Annotated in this window: 19 protein-coding genes; 14 read left to right on the forward strand and 5 right to left on the reverse strand. The window is 52.8% G+C overall.

Features of this window, described 5'->3' with window-relative positions; translation table 11 throughout:
* Positions 1-59 precede the first annotated feature (59 nt).
* The 5 genes from pxpB (at position 60) to NSCA4_RS0105195 (ending at position 4,479) form a co-directional block, all read left to right on the forward strand.
* The gene (gene pxpB / locus NSCA4_RS0105175; RefSeq protein WP_029609545.1) at positions 60-707 is read left to right on the forward strand and encodes a 5-oxoprolinase subunit PxpB; all 648 of its coding nucleotides are present in this window, start codon (positions 60-62) and stop codon (positions 705-707) included.
* Complete coding sequence (locus NSCA4_RS0105180) at positions 704-1,633, forward strand: 5-oxoprolinase subunit C family protein (protein ID WP_016687147.1); 930 nt, start codon at positions 704-706, stop codon at positions 1,631-1,633. The genes pxpB and NSCA4_RS0105180 overlap by 4 nt, the downstream gene beginning before the upstream one ends.
* A complete protein-coding gene (gene pxpA, locus NSCA4_RS0105185) occupies positions 1,620-2,429 on the forward strand; it encodes a 5-oxoprolinase subunit PxpA (protein WP_016687148.1) in 810 nt (269 codons plus the stop codon). Before NSCA4_RS0105180 ends, pxpA begins: the two co-directional genes overlap by 14 nt.
* 56 nt (positions 2,430-2,485) lie before the next feature.
* On the forward strand, positions 2,486-3,679 hold the full coding sequence (locus tag NSCA4_RS0105190) for an NRAMP family divalent metal transporter (protein WP_016687149.1): 1,194 nt from the start codon (positions 2,486-2,488) through the stop codon (positions 3,677-3,679).
* 107 nt (positions 3,680-3,786) lie between these two features.
* Entirely contained in the window at positions 3,787-4,479 is a 693-nt protein-coding gene (locus NSCA4_RS0105195) for a YgjP family zinc-dependent metalloprotease (protein ID WP_016687150.1), read from the forward strand.
* 235 nt (positions 4,480-4,714) lie between these two features.
* On the opposite strand, the gene NSCA4_RS0105200 is transcribed toward NSCA4_RS0105195, so the two are convergent.
* Positions 4,715-5,773, reverse strand: coding sequence for an AI-2E family transporter (locus NSCA4_RS0105200; RefSeq protein ID WP_016687151.1), 1,059 nt, complete (start codon positions 5,771-5,773; stop codon positions 4,715-4,717).
* A gap of 255 nt (positions 5,774-6,028) precedes the next feature.
* Between NSCA4_RS0105200 and NSCA4_RS0105205 the strand changes: the two genes are divergently transcribed.
* Positions 6,029-6,343, forward strand: a complete 315-nt coding sequence (locus NSCA4_RS0105205; protein WP_016687152.1) for a hypothetical protein — start codon at positions 6,029-6,031, stop codon at positions 6,341-6,343.
* Positions 6,344-6,496: 153 nt separating this feature from the next.
* Here NSCA4_RS0105205 and NSCA4_RS0105210 read toward each other — a convergent pair whose 3' ends face one another.
* On the reverse strand, positions 6,497-7,729 hold the full coding sequence (locus tag NSCA4_RS0105210; RefSeq protein WP_029609547.1) for a multidrug effflux MFS transporter: 1,233 nt from the start codon (positions 7,727-7,729) through the stop codon (positions 6,497-6,499).
* A gap of 212 nt (positions 7,730-7,941) precedes the next feature.
* Between NSCA4_RS0105210 and NSCA4_RS0105215 the strand changes: the two genes are divergently transcribed.
* From NSCA4_RS0105215 to NSCA4_RS0105225, 3 genes are all read left to right on the forward strand, one after another.
* A complete protein-coding gene (locus tag NSCA4_RS0105215) occupies positions 7,942-8,406 on the forward strand; it encodes a DUF7832 domain-containing protein (protein ID WP_016687154.1) in 465 nt (154 codons plus the stop codon).
* The gene (gmhB, locus tag NSCA4_RS0105220; protein ID WP_016687155.1) at positions 8,403-8,981 is read left to right on the forward strand and encodes a D-glycero-beta-D-manno-heptose 1,7-bisphosphate 7-phosphatase; all 579 of its coding nucleotides are present in this window, start codon (positions 8,403-8,405) and stop codon (positions 8,979-8,981) included. Before NSCA4_RS0105215 ends, gmhB begins: the two co-directional genes overlap by 4 nt.
* 324 nt (positions 8,982-9,305) lie before the next feature.
* Complete coding sequence (locus NSCA4_RS0105225; protein ID WP_029609549.1) at positions 9,306-10,034, forward strand: lysophospholipid acyltransferase family protein; 729 nt, start codon at positions 9,306-9,308, stop codon at positions 10,032-10,034.
* Positions 10,035-10,163: 129 nt separating this feature from the next.
* On the opposite strand, the gene groL is transcribed toward NSCA4_RS0105225, so the two are convergent.
* Positions 10,164-11,798 (reverse strand): chaperonin GroEL, encoded by a 1,635-nt coding sequence (gene groL / locus NSCA4_RS0105230; protein ID WP_016687157.1) that lies wholly within the window; start codon positions 11,796-11,798, stop codon positions 10,164-10,166.
* Positions 11,799-11,894: 96 nt separating this feature from the next.
* Positions 11,895-12,182, reverse strand: a complete 288-nt coding sequence (gene groES / locus NSCA4_RS0105235; protein WP_016687158.1) for a co-chaperone GroES — start codon at positions 12,180-12,182, stop codon at positions 11,895-11,897.
* 433 nt (positions 12,183-12,615) lie between these two features.
* Between groES and NSCA4_RS0105240 the strand changes: the two genes are divergently transcribed.
* Positions 12,616-14,631 (forward strand): TonB-dependent receptor plug domain-containing protein, encoded by a 2,016-nt coding sequence (locus NSCA4_RS0105240; protein ID WP_016687159.1) that lies wholly within the window; start codon positions 12,616-12,618, stop codon positions 14,629-14,631.
* 212 nt (positions 14,632-14,843) lie between these two features.
* Positions 14,844-15,803 carry a siderophore ABC transporter substrate-binding protein gene (locus NSCA4_RS0105245; protein ID WP_016687160.1) on the forward strand — a complete coding sequence of 320 codons (960 nt, stop codon included), beginning with the start codon at positions 14,844-14,846 and terminating at the stop codon, positions 15,801-15,803.
* A 75-nt stretch (positions 15,804-15,878) separates the two neighbouring features.
* Here NSCA4_RS0105245 and NSCA4_RS0105250 read toward each other — a convergent pair whose 3' ends face one another.
* Complete coding sequence (locus tag NSCA4_RS0105250; protein ID WP_003744516.1) at positions 15,879-16,562, reverse strand: 2,3-diphosphoglycerate-dependent phosphoglycerate mutase; 684 nt, start codon at positions 16,560-16,562, stop codon at positions 15,879-15,881.
* 183 nt (positions 16,563-16,745) lie between these two features.
* Here NSCA4_RS0105250 and NSCA4_RS0105255 point away from each other — a divergent pair, with 183 nt between their 5' ends.
* The 3 genes from NSCA4_RS0105255 to NSCA4_RS0105265 all read left to right on the forward strand — a co-directional run bounded on the left by NSCA4_RS0105255 (position 16,746) and on the right by NSCA4_RS0105265 (position 20,538).
* Positions 16,746-17,318 (forward strand): UbiX family flavin prenyltransferase, encoded by a 573-nt coding sequence (locus NSCA4_RS0105255; RefSeq protein ID WP_016687161.1) that lies wholly within the window; start codon positions 16,746-16,748, stop codon positions 17,316-17,318.
* A gap of 100 nt (positions 17,319-17,418) precedes the next feature.
* A complete protein-coding gene (locus NSCA4_RS0105260) occupies positions 17,419-18,711 on the forward strand; it encodes a valine--pyruvate transaminase (protein ID WP_016687162.1) in 1,293 nt (430 codons plus the stop codon).
* A 312-nt stretch (positions 18,712-19,023) separates the two neighbouring features.
* Positions 19,024-20,538, forward strand: a complete 1,515-nt coding sequence (locus NSCA4_RS0105265; RefSeq protein WP_016687163.1) for a catalase — start codon at positions 19,024-19,026, stop codon at positions 20,536-20,538.
* Positions 20,539-21,130 lie beyond the last annotated feature (592 nt).

The following is a 21,130-nucleotide window of genomic DNA, read 5'->3' on the forward strand; positions in this document are numbered from 1 at the left end:
TTGACAAACCGCCGCCCCTGCATATAGATTCATTAAAACATAACCAAAATGAACAGCAAATGAGAATAGAGATCACACCAATCAGCGAATCCGCTTTGGTCTGCCGACTGAATGCACCTTCCGAACTGGGCAAACAGCAAAAGTTGTGGGCGTTTGCCGCTGCGCTCGAGCAGCATGACAGGATTGAGGAAGTGGTGGTCGGCATGAACAATCTGACCGTGTTCACCCGTTTCGATACCGATTTGGCGACGCTTGCCGATGAATTGCAATATGTGTGGGAACACACCACCGTTACAGACCATCAGGGCAAACAGGTGGAAATTCCCGTCTGCTACGGCGGCGAATACGGCCCGGATTTGGCGGAAGTCGCTGCTTTCCATCAGACGGATATTTCCGAAATCGTCCGCCGCCATACGGCGCAAACCTATACCGTATTTATGATGGGCTTCCAGCCCGGTTTCCCTTATCTGGGCGGCTTGCCCGAAGCATTGCACACGCCCCGCCGTGCCGTGCCGAGAACGTCCGTTCCCGCCGGTTCGGTCGGTATCGGCGGCAGTCAGACCGGTGTGTATCCGTTCGCTTCGCCCGGCGGCTGGCAGATTATCGGCAGAACCGAATTACCCTTGTTCCGAGCCGATTTGAATCCGCCGACCCTGCTGGCGGCGGGCGACCAAGTCCGCTTTGTTGCAGAAAGGATTGAGCCATGATTCACGTTTCGGCAGTGCAGGCACCGGCGCATATTCAGGATACCGGACGCTACGGACACCGGCGTTACGGCATCGGTCATGCCGGTGCGATGGACACGGTTGCTTTGGCGGCGGGCAATATTTTATTGGGCAACGACGAAGGCACGGCCGCAATCGAAATCGCTTTGGGCGGGATAATGCTGGTGTTTGAACGGGATACGCCGTTTTGTCTCACCGGTGCCGTGTATCAGGCGGAATTGGACGGCGAACCGGTCTATTCGTATTGGCGTTATACCGCCCGCAAAGGGCAGACCTTGAAGCTGGTGCGTGCCGTGCAGGGCATGTACGGCTATGTGTGCGTGGCGGGCGGATTTGATGTGCCGGAAGTGATGGGTTCGAGAAGCACCGACCTGAAAGCCGGTTTCGGCGGCCATCAGGGCAGAATGCTGCAAAAAGGCGATTGTCTCCCCATCGGCAAAGGTGCGCAGGAATTGTCCAAAGTCGGCATCGCCCCGATACCGTTTACCGATACCGTCCACCTTGTTCCTTCGTCGGAATATGCCGCTTTCAGTGAAAAAGGGCGTCTGAATCTGGAACGGGAAACGTGGACGCTGCAAAGCGACAGCAACCGCATGGGCTACCGCTTCGACGGACAGCCGCTGACCCTGTCGCAACCTTTGGAAATGCTGTCCCACGCTGTTCAGGCAGGAACCGTGCAGGTGCCGCCCGGCGGCAAACCGATTATCCTGCTGGCCGATGCGCAAACCACCGGCGGTTATCCGAAAATCGCCACCGTTGCCGCCGCCGATTTGGGCAGGCTGGCACAGGTGCGTTTCGGCAGCAAAGTCAAATTCAAAATAATCGGCTTGAAAGAAGCCACCGCCCTGCGGCGCAAAAACCAAGCCTATCTGAACCAAATACGGAGAATCGCCCATGAAGCAGGTTGATTTAAACGCCGATCTCGCTGAAGGCTGCGGCAGCGACGAAGCCCTGTTGCAGGTGATTACTTCGGCCAACATCGCCTGCGCCCAACACGCCGGCAGCATTGCCGATATTCGGGCGGCATTGGCGTATGCCCAACAAAACGGCGTGCGCATCGGAGCACACCCCGGCTATCCCGATCGGGAAAACTTCGGCCGTATCGAAATGAATCTGTCCGAAGCAGATTTGCGGGCGTGTCTGAATTACCAGTTGGGCGCATTGCAGGCCTTGTGCCGTGATCAGGATTTGGAAATGGCTTATGTCAAACCGCACGGCGCAATGTACAACCAAGCGGCGAAAAACCGTGCGCTGGCGGATACTGTTGCCCGAATTGTGGCGGATTTCGACCCGAAATTGAAATTGATGGCACTTTCCGGCAGCCTGCTATTGGAAGCCGGAAAAGCCGCAGGCTTGGGCGTGATTTCCGAAGTATTCGCCGACCGCCGCTATATGCCCGACGGCACGCTGGTTCCCCGCAGCCGCCCCGATGCGCAGGTGGACAGCGACGAGGAAGCCATCGCCCAAGTATTGCAGATGGTGCGGGACGGGCAGGTCAAAGCAGTGGACGGCAGCCTGGTTGCCGTGCAAGCCGACAGCATCTGTCTGCACGGCGACGGGCCGCACGCCGTGGTGTTTGCCGAAAAAATCCGGCAGGAACTACTGGCGGCAGGCATCAAAGTTTCTGCTTTAAAAACAGTTCATAGGCCGTCTGAAAACCGCAGGTTTCGCCAAAACGAGCAAAGCGAGTTTCTGCGTAGCTAAAACCGCAGGTTTCGCCCAAACACAGTAACAGCCAATTTTATAGAGAATAAGCGATTATGTCTGATCAAAAAAACCGCAGAAATGCCTTAATCGGCGCTGCATTCCTGATGGCGACTTCCGCCATCGGCCCGGGCTTTCTGACCCAAACCGCCACCTTCACCCAAGCACTGGCGGCAAGTTTCGGCTTTGTGATTCTGCTCTCGATTCTGCTCGACATCGGAGCGCAGCTCAATATTTGGCGGATTGTCGCCGTTTCCGAAAAACGGGCGCAGGATATTGCCAATCAGGTCTTGCCCGGCGCAGGCTATTTCTTGGCTGTGCTGATTGTCATGGGCGGTTTGGCGTTCAATATCGGCAACGTCGGCGGCGCAGGCCTGGGGCTGAACCTGCTGACCGGACTGTCGCCGGAAACCGGTGCCGTGATCAGCGGCGTGATTGCCATCGGCGTGTTTCTGTTTAAAGAAGCAGGCAAAGTGATGGACAAATTCGCCCAAGTGATGGGTTTCGTAATGATTGCGCTGACGGTTTATGTGGCATGGCAGGCGAATCCGCCGCTGGCAGATGCCGCCGTGCATACCTTTATGCCGGAAAAACTCGATGCAATGGCGATTGTTACACTGGTGGGCGGCACGGTCGGCGGCTACATCACCTTCGCCGGTGCGCACCGCCTGCTGGACGCAGGCATCAAAGGCAAATCGGCGTTACCGGAAGTGAGCCAAAGCTCGGTGCGGGCGATTCTGATTGCCTCGATTATGCGGATTGTATTGTTTTTGGCGGTTTTGGGCGTGGTCAGCCAAGGCGTGCAGCTCAATCCCGACAACCCTGCTTCCACACCGTTTGAATATGCGGCGGGATACATCGGCCTGCTGATTTTCGGCGTGGTGATTTGGGCGGCTTCGATTACTTCGGTGATTGGTGCGGCTTATACTTCGGTGTCGTTCTTCTCCGGTCTCAGCCCGTCTATCGAACGCAATAAAAACAAATGGATTATTGCCTTTATCGCCGTGTCCACCGCCGTATTTTCCACCATCGGCAAACCGGCGCAGGTGCTGGTGTTCGTAGGCGCATTAAACGGCCTGATTTTACCGATTTCCCTCGGTCTGATTCTGATTGCCGCCTACAAAACCAAAATTGTCGGCGACTACAAACACCCGCTGTGGCTCACCGTTTCCGGCGTGATTGTGGTCGGTTTGATGGCAGTACTCAGCGCCATCACCATCAGCAAATATATCGGCGGCTTGTTCGGCTGAACCTTGTAGCGCAGATGTTTGATTTTGTATATTATCCGAAGTTTGCCGCCTGATATGGAAAATTCCTGTTTCAGACGATGTATCCGGTCTGAAACCTATTCACAACTATGAAACGCTTCACCTATTCTCTTTCCGACGGTTTGTGCATCGAAATCGAACTCAAACGCAGTGCCAAGAAAAATCTGATTCTGCGCCCCGTCAATATGCAGACGGTCAGCATCAACGTCCCACCCTTTTTTCAAGACCGCGCGTTGGCAAACTGGCTGGCGGCAAACGAAACGATTTTGCGGAACACGCTTGCCAAAACGCCCGTACATCCTGTTTCCCACCCAAACTTACCCGAGTGGATTTGGTATCGGGGAGTAAAGACCAAGCTGGATACCCACAGCCAAAGCCATATCCGCATCACGTCGTCTGAAATCCTGCTTCCCCGAAAAGAAACTGCCGCACAACTGAACCACCTGCGCCGCCTGTTGAACGAACGCGCCCGCGAATACCTGCTGCCCCGCCTTGAAAAACACGCAGCCGAAACAGGACTGACTCCCGCCGCCACAGACCTGAGCAACGCCAAAACCTTTTGGGGCGTATGCCGCCCGCGCACCGGCATCCGCCTCAACTGGCGGCTGATCGGCGCGCCCGAGTACGTTGCCGACTATGTCTGCATCCACGAACTCTGCCACCTCCGCCACCCCGACCACAGTCCGCGCTTTTGGCATTTGGTGAACACGCTGACGCCGCATACCGACAATGCTAAAAGTTGGCTGAAGGCGCACGGGAGGGAATTGTTTGTGCTGGGGTGAGGGGGAACCGTAGCATGGGCTTCGCCCGCGAGAATCCGCCCTCTCCCGTTCGACGGGAGGGGGTTGGGGAGAGGGTGGCTCTTGTCCCTTGTTCCGTATATTTGCAAGCCACCCTATCCCAGCTTTCCCTCGTCGGATAATGGGAAGGGATCAAGCTGCTGTAACTGAAAAAGGTCGTCTGAAAAACCTATTTCAAGCTTTTCAGACGACCTTTCATCTATATTTCAAACACTATCTAAATCAGCTTTTGCTGCTTCAACTCATTCTTCAGATACGCATAATAAACCGGTGCGACGATGATGCCGCCGACGCCGAAAATCCGTTCGAACACGACCATTGCCACCAAGAGTTCCCATGCGCTTGATTCGATTTCCGAACCAATGATTTTCGCGTTCAGGAAATATTCGAGCTTGTGGATGACGACCAGAAACACCAGCGAAGCGACTGCCACATATAAGGACGCGCCGAGGCTCAAGATGATAATGATGGTGTTGGAAATCAGGTTGCCCGCGACGGGAATCAAGCCGACGATGAAGGCAAGTACCAACACGGTCAGTTTAAACGGCAACTCGACGCTGAAAAGCGGCAGGATCAAATAGAGATACACGCCCGTCAGCGCGGTATCGATCAGCGAGATTTTGACCTGCGCCAGAAACACCCGCTCAAAGCTGGTTTCGAAATTCACAATCCGCCGCACCAGTTCTGCCTTGAAGGGCGGCATTTTGCAACGGTTTTTGCGCATATCGAGACGGTGGAAGCTGAGCATCGCGCCGATGATGATGCCGATCAGGATGTACACGAACGAGGTAAAGCTGTTTTTGCTGATGCGCGTCAGTGCGGCGCTGTATTCTTCAATCAATTTGACCGCAGAGGCTTTGATTTCGGCGGTATTGTTGGGCAGCATGTTCAAAACCGATGGCGGCAGGCTGCTGCTGTTTTTCGTGTCTTCCAAAATCGCCGCCAGCTTGGTCAGCATCACGGGGATATGCCCGCCGTGAATCAGGTGGTAAATCCCCAAAGACATCAAGAGGATAACCGTCAATACGATACTTATGGTAAGGGTGGTCGAAATCAGGTTGATATTGTGCGCGTTGAGCGATTTGTGCAGTAACGTACCGCGCGCAAGCATACGGCGGCGCATCCAAAGAATCAGGCCGTTGGTCTTGGTGATGAAGACGTAGGTCAGGATGACGGCGAGCATAAGGGGCAAAAAGTGGAAATACAGCACCACAAACAGGGCAAGCCCCATCAAAATGTAAGATGCATTGCGAAAGCGGGAGTGTTTCAAAATCATTGAACGTAATACCATGAAATATATAAATTTAAACAATCAAGCTATGAAGTACGATTAATAAAGCAGGACAGGGGGGTTAACCCGCCTTTTGAAACTTTATTTCAATTTCTCTTGACCTGACTTCGGTTTACAAACTAACCGTTACAATAAAAACTCAATCGCACCAAGCAGTTATGCGTTTGTCTTTACGCAAATTGCCATTTGGCATTTGACGGAATTATTGTATCAGACAAATTTCCCGAAAGGATATTACACATGAAAACATTGTCTAAATTGACCTCCCTCGTTCTTGTTTCTGCCGGTTTGATCGCTGCTCCTGTGGCTATGTCACAACCTGCTTCCGGTAAAGCCGCTACTAAAGCAGGACACGTTCACAAAAAAGCCAACAAAGCTAAAAAACAAGCCAACGAATTGAAACAAGACAAAGCTGCCGAAGCTGCAACAACTGAAGCCACTTCCGCCGATGCCGAAGTTAAAGCCATGGGCGAACAAGGCCAGGCTGCAACCCAGACCGCCCCTGCAGCAGATCTGGAACAAGCCCCCGCCAACCAAACCCCTGCTGCAAAATAAGCAGGATTATAGTGGACTGAATTAAAAGAGGGATTTTATTTCCCACGCACCGTTTTGACGGCTGTCGTCCTTTTTGAATTTAGGCCATTAAATGTCTACCGCAGGCAAAAGGTCGTCTGAAAAGTTTTCAGACGACCTTTTGCCGTTCACGATTCACACATATTCGCTTTTATCGTTTTCCTTCCAAGCCTGATGCGAAAAGAGCCAAAGCAACACAATCCCGCATACCGTCGAAGCCAGCATCATGCCCGCCATGACCAAGGCAGAACCATTGTGCAGCCGAGTTGCCAGCAATCCCACGCTTGCGCCGATGATGGATTGGAACACGCCCAATACCGCGTTCGCACTGCCGCTTTCCTGCTTGAAATAAGTCATAAAGCAAGCCTGCGTGTTCGCGCCGACCAAGCCTTGCGTGCCTACCGAAAACATCACACATGGCACCAAAGCCCACATCGGCGGCAGTCCCAGCAATAAGACCAGCAGAACCATCGTCAGATTCGCCGCAAACTGCACGATAATGCCCCATTTCAAAATACTTTGCGGGTGCGCCCCCGTTTTCAGCCGCCATGCCGTGATGCGGTTGAACGAAGCCATCGTGAGGATGTTCAGCGCAAACACCCAAGCGTATTCGCGTGGCGTAACATGGTACAGCTTTTGGTAAACAAAAGACGATTCCGTCAGAAACGCAAACATCGACGCAAAGCTGAACGCCTGAAAAAACAGATAGCCCATCGCCGCCCGCGTTTTCAGCACTCTGGCGAACCGTCCAGCCACCAGTCTGAAAATATCCATCCCGATTTTGCCCGTCTGCTTCGGACGCGGCAGGAAAGTAAACACCAAGATAAACAAAACAAACGAATACGCCGCCAAAAAGCCGAAAATAAAACGCCAGCCGCCCAATTCCTGCAACAGCGAACCGACCATGGGCGCAATCAGCGGCACGATCATCAGGATAATGCCGATTAAAGCAAACATCTGCGCCGCCTGCCTGCCCGAATAATAATCGCGCACCATCGCCCCGACGATGACCACCGTCATCCCCGCGCCGAACGCCTGTACCGCGCGCAGGTTCAACAGCCCGTCCGCCGACTGCACCATCGTCAGCGCGGCAACGGCCGCAAAATAAATGCTCAAACCGATCAAAGCCACCGGTTTGCGCCCCTTGATGTCCGAAACCGCGCCGCCGACAACCTGCCCGAACGCCACACCGAACATAAACAAAACCAAACTCTGCTCGATACGGTGGATATCCGCGCTCAAAGATTGCGCCATTTCCGGTATGGCGGGCAGGTAGGCATCGACCGAAAACGGCATCAGGGCAACCAACATCGCCATCAAAACCGCCATTTGCTTTTCACCCAGCGGAGAGGGGGTGGATTGGGACATAAGGGACTTTCAGAATGTTCAAACGAAACAAACCGCCCTGACATATCCTAGGCGGTTGAAATAAAAAGAAGTATATCATGTTTTCATACCAGGCCGCAGCATCCTCCCTATTCACAGAGAGGTCGTCTGAAAAACGTCCCGACAGATTTCAGACGACCTCTCCCGTTTTCCGTTACAATAAACACCCTAAGAATCACAACAAAAGACCGTCCATGTACGACAACATCCGCTTCCACCTAGACGAAGAATATCCCGAAGGACTGCCGTCCGAAAACGCCGCCACGCATATCGGCATGTACTGGATATGGGCGGCGCAGACAGGGCTGGCGAATCCCGTTTGGCAAACCGCCCCCGAAAGCGCGGAAGATTTCACCAATATGCTCAAAGGCAGAACCAGCGGCAGACGCTTCCTGCTCAAACACATGGACGGCGCGCTCACGCCCGACGACTTCACCGAACAAGGACGGCAATTCACTTCCTATTACTACGACGATGAAGAAGACGGCTACGGCGCATTTCTAGAAGACTACGTCAACACCCTAGACACCCCGTCGCTCGGCGGCTTCTACCACGTCCCCAACACTCCCGAAATCTACAAACGCCTCAAACCCGTCTTCCAAGCAGCGTTTGAGCAATGGAAAAACAATTTGGCATTCCCTGTCGGAGAGCAACCGTGAAACTCATCATCCTCGACCGCGACGGCGTCATCAACCAAGACCGCGACGACTTCGTCAAATCCGTAGACGAATGGATACCCATCGAAGGCAGCATGGACGCCATCGCCTTCCTGACGCAGGCAGGTTACAGGATAGCCGTCGCCACCAACCAATCCGGCATCGGCCGCAAATACTTTACCGTCCAAGACCTGACCGAAATGCACGCGAAAATGCACCGCCTTGTCCGTCAGGCAGGCGGCGAAATCGACGGCATCTGGTTCTGCCCGCACACCGCCGCCGACAACTGCGACTGCCGCAAACCCAAGCCCGGCATGATTTACGACATCCTCGAACGCTTCAAGGCCAACCCCGCCGAAACCTGGCTGGTCGGCGACAGCCTGCGCGATCTGCAAGCCATGCACGAAGCCGGCGGAAAAACCGCACTTGTCCTAACCGGCAAAGGCAAGAAAACCCTGTCTCAACAGGAAAAAGAATTACCCGAAAACACCCAAGTTTTCGACAACCTGCTCGCCTTTTCCCAATACATTACATATGAAGCTGCACAAGACCGTACAGACGGACAGGCAAAAACGTAACAGCCATATCCGGCAATCTGCCTCCTCCCGCCGAACAGAAGCAAGAACAAGATTACCGTTGCAATTAGTGAAAGAAGTCGTCTGAAACCTTGTCCGCGGCCAAATTTTCAGACGGTCTTCGCAAAAAAGAAACCTAAACAGCCGTCATTCCCGCGCAGGCGGGAATCCAGACTGTCAGTATTCAGAAATATTCAAAGGCTACTATAATCTCAAACTCTGAATTCCCGCGTGCGCGGAAATGACGGAATGAATGTTCCTGATTTGAAGCTTACTACATATTTTGCCCTCCCTATTTTTCAGACGACCTATCCGACAGATAAAAACATGCTCCTCATCCGCAACCTGACCTACTGGTTCATCCTCAGCACCAGCCTGATTTTACTTTTCCCCTTCATGCTCCTCGCCCTGCCCGTCCAAGGCGGCGCGCACAAAATGGCGCAAATCTGGGTTCGAATCCTCAACTGGTCGCTCAAACACATCATCGGACTCAAATACCGCCTCATCGGTGCCGAAAACATCCCCGACCGCCCCTCCATCATCTGCGCCAAACACCAAAGCGGCTGGGAAACTCTCGCCCTGCAAGAAATCTTTCCGCCGCAGGTTTACGTCGCCAAACGCGAGCTGTTCAAAATCCCCTTCTTCGGCTGGGGTCTGAAACTCGTCAAAACCATAGGCATAGACCGCAGCAACAGCCGCGAAGCCAACAAACAGCTGATGGAACAAGGCATGGCGCGCAAAAACGAAGGCTACTGGATCACCATTTTCCCCGAAGGCACACGCCTGCCGCCCGGCGAAAAAGGCCGCTACAAACTCGGCGGCGCGCGCATGGCGAAAATGTTTGAAATGGACATCGTCCCCGTCTCCCTCAACAGCGGCGAATTTTGGCCGAAAAATGCCTTCCTCAAACACCCCGGCACCATCACCGTCGTCATCCACCCCGTTATCCCCCACAGCAGCGGGACGGAGGTCGAATTGATGGCGGAATGCGAAAAACGGATTGAAACGCAACAACCCCTTATTGAAGGAAAAGGACCGTTTGCCGCAAAAAAATAGGAAAGCAACAGCATCGCCATCATGATAAAAGGTCGTCTGAAAATCAGTTTTCAGACGACCTTTTATCAAAGAAAAAAACCTGCACGGTTGTCCGTGCAGGTTTTTGTTTGCGCTCAGGTTGGGGCAAGCTTACATCATGCCGCCCATACCACCCATGCCGCCCATGTCAGGCATAGCTGGTTTTTCTTCAGGGATTTCAGCAATCATGCAATCGGTCGTCAGCATCAGACCGGCGATAGACGCGGCGTGTTGCAACGCGGAACGGGTTACTTTGGCGGGGTCGAGTACGCCCATTTCGATCATGTCGCCGTATTCGCCGGAACCTGCGTTGTAACCGTAGTTGCCTTTGCCTTCCAGCACTTTGTTCACCACTACGCTAGGCTCGCCGCCTGCGTTGGCAACGATTTGGCGCAGCGGAGACTCAACGGCGCGCAAGACGATTTGTACGCCTGCGTCTTGGTCGGCATTGCCGGTGTGCAGGTTTTCCAAAGCGGCACGGGCGCGCAACAAGGCTACGCCGCCGCCGGCAACCACGCCTTCTTCAACGGCTGCGCGGGTAGCGTGCAGCGCGTCTTCCACGCGGTCTTTTTTCTCTTTCATTTCGACTTCGGTAGCGGCACCGACTTTAATCACTGCCACGCCGCCTGCCAGTTTGGCAACGCGCTCTTGCAGTTTTTCTTTGTCGTAATCGCTGGTTGCGGTTTCGATTTGTTGGCGGATTTCGGCAACACGCGCTTCGATTTGGGCAGCGTCGCCAAAGCCGTCGATGATGGTGGTGTTTTCTTTACCGATTTCGATGCGTTTGGCTTGACCCAAGTCTTCCAGAGTGGCTTTTTCCAAAGACAGGCCGACTTCTTCGGCAATCACGGTACCGCCGGTCAGGATGGCGATGTCTTGCAACATGGCTTTGCGGCGGTCGCCGAAGCCCGGGGCTTTCACGGCAACGGTTTTCAGGATGCCGCGGATGTTGTTCACGACCAAAGTCGCCAAGGCTTCGCCTTCTACGTCTTCAGCGATAATCAAGAGCGGACGGCTGGCTTTTGCCACTTGTTCCAAAACAGGCAGCAGGTCGCGGATGTTGCTGATTTTTTTGTCGAACAGCAAAACAAACGGATTGTCCAAAGCAGCGATTTGTTTTTCCGCGTCGCTGATGAAGTAAGGGGACAGGTAGCCGCGATCGAACTGCATACCTTCGACGACATCCAATTCGTTTTCCAAAGATTTGCCGTCTTCAACGGTAATCACGCCTTCTTTGCCGACTTTTTCCATCGCTTCGGCGATAATCGCGCCGACTTGTTCGTCGGAGTTGGCGGAAATCGAGCCGACTTGTGCGATTTCTTTGGAAGTATCGCAAGGTTTGGCGATGTTTTTCAGCTCTTCAACCAAAGCGGCGACGGCTTTGTCGATACCGCGTTTCAGGTCGGTCGGGTTCATGCCGGCGGTAACGTATTTCATGCCTTCCGCTACGATAGCTTGTGCCAGTACGGTGGCGGTAGTCGTACCGTCGCCCGCTACGTCGTTGGTTTTGGACGCGACTTCTTTCACCATTTGCGCGCCCATGTTTTCGAATTTGTCTTTCAGTTCGATTTCTTTAGCGACGGTAACGCCGTCTTTAGTGATGTGCGGGCCGCCGAATGCGCGGTCAACCACTACGTTGCGGCCTTTAGGACCCAAGGTTACGCGGACGGCGTTTGCCAGAGTGTTCACGCCGCTGACCATTTTTTGGCGGACTTCGTTACCGAACTGTACGTCTTTTGCTGCCATGTTTTGATTCTCCAAAATTGTTTAATGTTGTCTGAGGTCGTCTGAAAACCTTGTACGTCTTTTCAGACGACCTGTTGTTCTGAATACACGGAATGTTTATTCGACAATACCGAAAATATCTTCTTCGCGCATCACCAACAGCTCTTCGCCGTCGGCTTTTACGGTTTGGCCGCTGTATTTGCCGAAAATAATTTTGTCGCCGACTTTGACATCCAGCGGACGGCGTTCGCCGTCTTTACCGATTTTGCCCGCACCCACGGCGATCACTTCGCCCATGTCGGGTTTTTCAGCGGCTGCGCCCGGCAAGACGATGCCTGATGCGGTTTTCTCTTCAGCTTCCAAGCGTTTGACGACGACGCGGTCATGTAAAGGACGGATGGTCATGTTTTATGCTCCGATAAATAGTTTGAAAACAATCATCTGCCTTCATCCGGCAGATGCGGTTTGAAAAAGAAGGCGGCAAGTTTGCCAACAAACTTACCTTAACACAGCGGCAAATTAGGGTTCGGCCCGATAAATTCAAGGGAAGAAGCAAAAATTTTCTATGCGGGGTCGTCTGAAAATGGGCATAACAGGTTGCGCAACATCCCCGCCCTACTTTCAATACTGATCAAGCAGGCAGGCATTTTCAGACGACCTTTTACAGACGGCGGGCTTCACATGCTTCAATCAACAAAAAACCAAACATTATTGTCGCAAACCTATGCACACCTTTACAAAATAATATCCCACCTTTAAAATAAATAAAAATTATTATTAATAAATAATTTATCGATTAATTGAAACTTGTCCAACAAAAGGACAAAAGGAAATTTCCATGACTTCACCCCTGTTCCGCTTCAGCCTGCTCTCGTTAGCACTCGCCGCCGGTTTTGCCCACGCGGAAAACGAAGCGAAAGAAAGCGTTACCCTTGATACCGTTACCGTAAAAGGTCAGGCTACAAGCGCCACACACCGTGTAACGACAAAACGTATGGAAGAAACGACTTCCACTGATTTAAAAGACGTATTGTTCAACGAACCCTCTATCAGCTTCGGCGGCGGTAATGGTCAGTCGCAATGGGTAACCATCCGAGGCATGGGACAAGACCAAATAGACTATAAAGTTGACGATACTTACACTGACAGCCAGATTTTCCACCACAACGGCCGCTTTATGCTTGACCCCGCATTGGTAAAAGTCGTTGCCGTACAAAAAGGTACGGGTTCAGCCTCTGCAGGTATCGGCGCAACCAGCGGCGCGATTGTTGCCGAAACGGTTGAAGCCAAAGATTTGCTGAGAGAAGGTCAAAACGTAGGGTTCAAAGTCAATGCCGGTATCAGCAGCAATAAAGGTTATTCACGCGGCGCAAGCGTTTACGGTCAAGCAGGCGGTTTTGATGCTTTGGTTTCAGGCAATTTCGTACGCGACAAAGAATACACGGCAGGCAAAGGCTACCGTAATCTGCTCGGAGACGATAAGGTTTTGAACAGTGGATTGGGTTCGCGCGGCTTGCTGGGCAAAATCGGCTATCGTTTCAACGAAGACAACCGTATTGAATTGAGCCACCGCCAAGAGAAACAATATGGCGAACGCGCCCTGCGTGAAGAATTCGATTTCTCGCAAGTCTTCCAAACCGACCGCAGCACAGGTAAATACGTTTTGGATGCCAACGGCAACCGTATTCCGAATGTCGCCACCAACTCGCCGCGTTACCGCACGCTGACCCAAGACACCACCAACTTGGAATTCAAAGGCGGAAACTTGGGCTTTATCGACAAAATCAAAGCCAATGTTTACCGTTTGAACACCAAACGTGATGAAGTCCCCAGTCCAGATTATGAATTGGACGGCGAAGTACGGACATACGGAGCCAACCTGAATCTTGACAGCCGTCTATTTGACCGCCATACCTTGAAATACGGAGTAAACTGGCGCACTCAAAAAAGCAGCTCAAACGGAGAAAACAACGAGAAGAAAAGCGATGCCGGCGTATATGTAGAAGGCATTTGGGATTTCTCTCCGGTTACGCTGACCACAGGTTTGCGCTATGACCGCTGGAAAATGAAAACCAGCAGTAATACAGAAAATTCAGACGGCAACCTCAATCCAAGCATCGGGTTGGTTTATGACATTACCCCTGATTTTTCCATCAACACCAGCCTGAACTATGCAACCCGCAGCCCCCGCCTGTACGAAGCAGCTTTAATGAATATCAGATCGATTAAAGCATCGCCTGATTTGAAAGCGGAACGCTCGCGAAATGCAGAAATCGGCTTTAACTACCACTGGAATTCTGCCCTTACATTATCCGGCAGCTATTTCCATCAACAAATCAAAGATGTACAAGCCATCCGCCAAGAGGGTAAATACTATGTTTGGTATAACGGCGGCAAGCTGAAAAACACAGGTTACGAACTGAACGCAGCCTACCGCTGGAAAGGTCTGACCGCACGTGCAGGCGTAGCCTACAGCAAACCTAAGCTGAACGGCGATACCGCCGACAAAGTAACGACCGCTATCCCGATGGGACGCACATGGACAACCGGTCTGTCGTACCAATTCGACAATCCTAACCTGGAAATCGGCTGGCGCGGGCGTTATGTCCAAAATGCAGGCTACGCCCCGACCTCGCGCGGATCTGACGTAGCTCTGAATGTTGTCCGTGCGGGCTACGGCGTCAACGATGTCTTCGCCAACTGGAAGCCGACGGGCAAAGACGATTTGAACGTCAACTTCGCTGTCAACAATGTCTTGAATAAAAACTACAAGCCGCACAGCCAACGTGCAGGTGCCAACACCCTGTCTGAACCAGGCCGCGATGTTCGTCTGAGCGTTAACTACCGCTTCTAAAAAGAGCGGGTAAAATACGGGCAGGTCGTCTGAATCAGCTTCGGTTTTCAGACGACCTGCCTGTCAATCAGATTTCTCAATCTGGCATTTTCCAAACTTTTTTGACAACGGCAGGATTGGATCAGGTGTTTGATACGAGCATCCGCTTTGCGGATTTTCAGACAACCCGTCCATATTATCTGCCCCGAACCCGACAACGGAGAAATTATCCCATGTTACGTTTAACTGCTTTAGCCGTATGCTGCGCCCTTGCTTTGGGTGCGTGTTCACCGAAAGATTCCGCTTCAAACCAAAACGCCCAAACCGCTTCCGCAGCCCAAACCGAAGGCGCGGGCTTGACCGTCAAAACGACGCGCGGTGATGCGAAAGTGCCGCAAAATCCTGAACGTATCGCCGTTTACGATTTGGGTATGCTCGATACTTTAAACAAATTGGGCGTGAAAACAGGTTTGTCCGTCGATAAAAACCTGCTGCCTTATTTGGACGAATATTACAAAACAACAAAACCTGCCGGTACGCTGTTCGAGCCGGATTACGAAGCACTCAACGCTTACAAACCGCAGCTCATCATCATCGGCAGCCGCGCAGCTAAAGCGTTCGACAAGTTGAACGCCATTGCGCCGACCATCGAGATGACCGCCGATACCGCCAACCTCAAAGAAAGTGCCAAAGAGCGTATCGACGCTTTGGCGCAAATCTTCGGCAAACAGGCGGAAGCCGACAAGCTGAAAGCCGAAATCGACGCATCTTTCGAAGCCGCGAAAACCGCCGCGCAAGGTAAAGGCAAAGGTTTGGTGATTTTGGTCAACGGCGGAAAAATGTCCGCCTTCGGACCGTCTTCACGACTGGGCGGCTGGCTGCACAAAGACATCGGCGTTCCGGCCGTTGACGAAGCCATAAAAGAAGGCAGCCACGGTCAGCCCGTCAGCTTCGAATACCTGAAAGAAAAAAATCCCGACTGGCTGTTTGTCCTCGACCGAAGCGCAGCCATCGGCGAAGAAGGGCAGGCGGCGAAAGACGTGTTGAACAATCCGCTGGTTGCCGAAACGACTGCATGGAAAAAAGGACAGGTGGTTTACCTCGTTCCCGAAACCTACTTGGCGGCGGGCGGCGCACAAGAATTGCTGAACGCGTCCAAGCAAGTTACCGACGCGTTTAATGCGGCGAAGTAAGTTGATTTGATTTAAAAAAGGTCGTCTGAAACCACAAATCAGGGTTTCAGACGACCTTTTTATTATCCGCAAATCCTACAAATAGAATTTTTCAACTACTTTCAAATTGTCGTCCAATTTGTACACCAGCGGCTGACCGGTCGGGATTTCCAAGCCCATGATGTCTTCGTCGGAAATGCCTTCGATGTGTTTTGCCAAGGCGCGCAGGGAGTTGCCGTGTGCGGCGACCAGGACGCGTTTGCCGCTTAGAAGCGCGGGGGCGATTTGGTCTTCCCAGAACGGCAGCACACGCTCCAAAGTGACTTTCAAATTTTCGCCGTCGGGTACGACATCGGCGGGCAGGTTGGCATAGCGGCGGTCGTTGTGCGCGGAGAACGGGTCTTTCGGGTCGAGCAGCGGAGGCAGGGTATCGTAGCTGCGGCGCCAGATGTGGACTTGCTCGTCGCCGTATTTTTCGGCGGTTTGTTTTTTGTCCAAACCTTGCAGTTGGCCGTAGTGGCGTTCGTTCAGCCTCCAGCTTTTGATTTGCGGCACAAACAGTTGGTCGGATTCTTCCAAAACGATGTTGCAGGTTTTAATCGCGCGGGTCAGGACGGAAGTGAAGGCGATGTCGAACTCGTAGCCTTTTTCCTTCAGTTTTTTACCGGCGGCGGCAGCTTCGGCAAGCCCCTGCTCGCTCAGTTTCACGTCGCGCCAGCCTGTAAACAGGTTTTTTGCGTTCCATTCGCTTTGTCCGTGGCGGATAAATACCAATTCCATGTCGTATGCTCCAATTTGAGTGCGGTAGAAGGGCTTATTTATAACATATTTCGGCTGTTTCTGCCGAACCACCTCCCCTACCCTTGCCTTCAGTCAAACAGCTGCTTTTCAAAATATGAAACCTGCCTGTTAAGACGACCTGCTTTATAATGTTGCCAAAATACGCTTTTACGAAAGACTTTCATGACCCGACGTTTGATTATCGGCATCAGCGGAGCCAGCGGTTTCCAATACGGCATCAAGGCCTTGGCACTTTTGCGCACACACGATGTCGAAACGCATCTGGTGGTATCCAAAAGCGCGGAAATGACGCGCGCGCTGGAAACACCATATGAGAAAGACGAACTCTACCGCCTTGCTGATGTCGTCCATCCGATAAACCATATAGGCTCCGCCATCGCCAGCGGTTCGTTTAAAACCGACGGGATGCTGATCGCCCCTTGTTCGATGCGCACGCTGGCCGCGGTCGCAAACGGCTTCGGCGACAACCTGCTGACACGCGCGGCGGACGTAGTCCTGAAAGAGCGCCGCCGCCTTGTGCTGATGGTGCGCGAAGCCCCGCTCAACCTTGCCCATCTGGACAATATGCGCCGCGTTACCGAAATGGGCGGCATCGTCTTCCCGCCTACCCCCGCCCTCTACCAGCAGCCGCAAACAATAGACGACATCATCACCCACAGCACCGCCCACGCGCTTTCACTTTTAGGCTTCGACACCGGCACCGTACCCGAATGGACGGGTGGAACATCTTCCTAAACATCAAAGGTCGTCTGAAACCCGTTTTCAGGCTGACAGAAAGCCTCCCTCCATATCAAGCTGATATAATCCTCGCCAATCATATTTACACGGAGTCATCATGCAGTTCTCGGCATTCGGCGAAAAATTCACGCAACTCAGCGGCATCCTGCAACTTATGGACGACCTCGGCGACGCGCTCAAAAGCGACAAGCCCGTCAACATGCTCGGCGGCGGCAATCCGGCGCGGATTGCCGAAGTCAACGCCGTGTTCGCCGACGTATTTTCAAAGCTGGCGGTGGAACACGCGGTCGAGAACATCGGCAACTACTCCAATCCCCAAGGCGATGCTGCGCTGATTAACGCGCTGACCGCCTTCCTCAACCGCGAATACGGCTGGAACCTGACCGCTGACAATATCGCGCTGACCAACGGTTCGCAGAACGCGTTTTTCTATCTTTTCAACCTCTTCGGCGGAAAATACAAGGTTTCAGACGACCTTTCCGTAGAGAAAGCCATCCTGCTGCCGCTCGCGCCCGAGTACATCGGCTATGCCGACGTGCATGTCGAAGGGCAGCACTTTGTTTCCGTGAAACCCAAAATCGAAGCTGTCGAACACGAGGGCGAAGCAGGCTTCTTCAAATACCGCGTGGACTTTGACGCATTGGAAAGCCTGTCCGAACTCAAAGCGGGCAAAATCGGCGCGATTTGCTGTTCACGCCCGACCAACCCGACCGGCAACGTGCTGACCGACGGCGAAATGGCGCGGCTGGACGCTTTGGCGCAAGAACACGGCATTCCGCTGATTATCGACAACGCCTACGGAATGCCGTTCCCCAACATCATTTACAGCGATGTGACGCTGAATTGGCACGAAAACATCATCCTCTGCTTCAGCCTTTCTAAAGTCGGCCTGCCGGGCGTGCGCACCGGCATCATCGTCGCCGCGCCCGAAGTCGTCAAAGCCGTCAGCAGCCTGAACGCGATTGTGAACCTGTCGCCCACCCGCTTTGGCGCAGCCATCGCAACGCCGCTGTTGCAGGACGGTCGTCTGAAACAGCTTTCAGACGACGTCATCCGGCCGTTTTACCGCAATCAGGCGCAAACCGCCGTCTCGCTGCTCAAGCGCGAGCTGGGCGCGTATCCGCTGAGAATCCACAAACCCGAAGGCGCGATTTTCCTGTGGCTTTGGTTTGAAAACCTGCCCGTTTCGTCGCAAGCCCTGTACGAAATGCTCAAAGCCGAAGGCACGCTGATTATTCCGGGCGAACATTTCTTCGTCGGCATCGACACGCAGGATTACCCGCACGCCCACGAGTGCATCCGCATGAGCATCGCGCAGGACGCGGAAACGCTGGAAAAAGGCATCGCCGCCATCGGCAGGGTGGTGCGCGGTTTGTACGATGAGGCGTAAACGGTAAAGCTGATAGAAGTCAAAAGGTCGTCTGAAAACAGTTTCAGACGACCTTTTTTACTTTTTTATTTGGTGTTCTTGCGTGATAATGGAAACTCGGCGAACAAGCAATTTTCATCAATAATAACAATATTAAATTGAATCCATAGTTCCAATAGCAAAATCCTTTCTGTATATTATATATTTTAGTTTAAATAAAACATAATTTTAATATCGATATATTAAAATTATTCACACAAACAAACCGACTGCGAATATGCCTTTGGGCAAATCGTTTCATAAACCACTGACCATTTCATAAAGGAAATCATCATGACTGACTCCAAATGCCCGGTAACCCACCTGACCATGGGCAACGGCGCACCCGTTGCCGACAACCAAAACAGCCTGACCGCCGGTCCGCGCGGTCCGTTGCTGTCTCAGGATTTGTGGCTGAATGAAAAACTCGGCGATTTCGTGCGCGAAGTGATTCCCGAACGCCGCATGCACGCCAAAGGTTCGGGCGCGTTCGGTACGTTCACCGTGAAGCACGACATCACGAAATACACCCGCGCCAAAATCTTCAGCGAAGTCGGCAAGAAAACCGAGATGTTCGCACGCTTCACCGCCGTGGCAGCAGAGCGCGGCGGTGCCGATGCGGAACGCGATGTCCGCGGCTTTGCGTTGAAGTTCTATACCGAAGAAGGCAACTGGGATATGGTCGGTAATAACACACCCGTCTTCTTCATGCGTGACCCGCGCAAATTCCCCGACCTGAACAAAGCCGTCAAACGCGACCCGCGCACCAATATGCGCTCCGCAAAAAACAACTGGGATTTCTGGACGCTGCTGCCCGAAGCCCTGCACCAAGTCACCATTATCATGAGCGACCGCGGCATCCCCGCCAGCTACCGCCATATGCACGGTTTCGGTTCGCATACTTACAGCTTCTGGAATGAAGCGGGCGAGCGTTTCTGGGTGAAATTCCATTTCCGCACCCAACAAGGCATTAAAAACCTGACTGACGATGAAGCCGCGAAAATCATCGGAGACGACCGCGACAGCCACCAACGCGACCTGTACGAAGCCATCGAACGCGGCGAGTTTCCGAAATGGACGATGTACATCCAAGTTATGCCTGAGGCTGATGCGGAAAAAGTGCCGTATCATCCTTTCGACCTGACCAAAGTTTGGCCGAAAAAAGACTATCCGCTGATTGAAGTGGGCGAATTCGAGTTGAACCGCAATCCCGAAAACTTCTTCGCCGATGTGGAACAATCCGCTTTTGCACCGAGCAACTTGGTTCCCGGCATCGGCGCCAGCCCCGACAAAATGCTGCAAGCCCGTCTGTTCAATTACGCCGATGCGCAACGCTACCGCCTAGGGGTGAACTTCCGCCAAATCCCCGTTAACCGCCCGCGTTGCCCCGTACACAGCAACCAGCGCGACGGACTAGGACGCGTCGACGGCAACTACGGCAGCCTGCCGCACTACGAACCCAACAGCTTCGGCCAATGGCAGGAGCAGCCCGACTTCGCCGAGCCGCCTTTGAAAATCAACGGCGACGCAGCGCACTGGGACTACCGTCAAGACGATGACGACTACTTCAGCCAACCGCGCGCCTTGTTTAACCTGATGAGCGACGCGCAGAAACAGGCTTTGTTCGACAACACCGCCGCCGCAATGGACGACGCGCCCGACTTCATCAAATACCGCCATATCCGCAACTGCCACAGTTGCGACCCCGCCTACGGCGAAGGTGTGGCGAAAGCCTTGGGACTGAGCGTTAAAGATGCGAGAGCCGCCCGCGCAACCGATCCTGCATTGGGACAGCCCGGTCTGCTGTAAATGGGAGGGGTTATGTGGATAGAGATTGAAGAATTGTTATCCCACACAATCCGATACCGCAAACCGCCGACTTGGGCGTGATACGCAAATAAGGAAGTATTGTTAAACATCCTTTGGGGATTGATTAAAAAGGTCGTCTGAAAACTGGGAAATCTAAGTTTTCAGACGACCTTCTTTCAATCTCAAACCTGCCCTCTTAAGCGACCTAGTAAATGAATAAATATTGTCAAAGCAAACCGTAGCGCGGGTTCTATAGCGAGCATACTTAACTTTAAATACAGCATATCATCAAATCCCGTCATTCCCGCGCAGGCGGGAATCCATCGTAAAACCTGAGAAACCTTGATTTAAAGAACAGTTTCTGAATTTCAAAAATGGATTCCCGCCTGCGCGGTAATGACGAAAGTCGGTAAGTTGCGTATCGAAGATAAAGTAATTCAGCTATACCCACAAAACAAATGCAAGGACCAATACCCGACTCAGACTGACGGACAACCAATCTAGCGGGCAAAGCCCACGCTACGGGTTCGGCTTATCTCAGGCGCGCATCGACTTAAAAAAGGTCGTCTGAAACTTGGATTTCCCAGTTTTC

The sequence above is a fragment of the Neisseria sicca 4320 genome (genome assembly GCF_000193735.1).
In the GTDB taxonomy this organism is placed as follows: domain Bacteria; phylum Pseudomonadota; class Gammaproteobacteria; order Burkholderiales; family Neisseriaceae; genus Neisseria; species Neisseria sicca_E.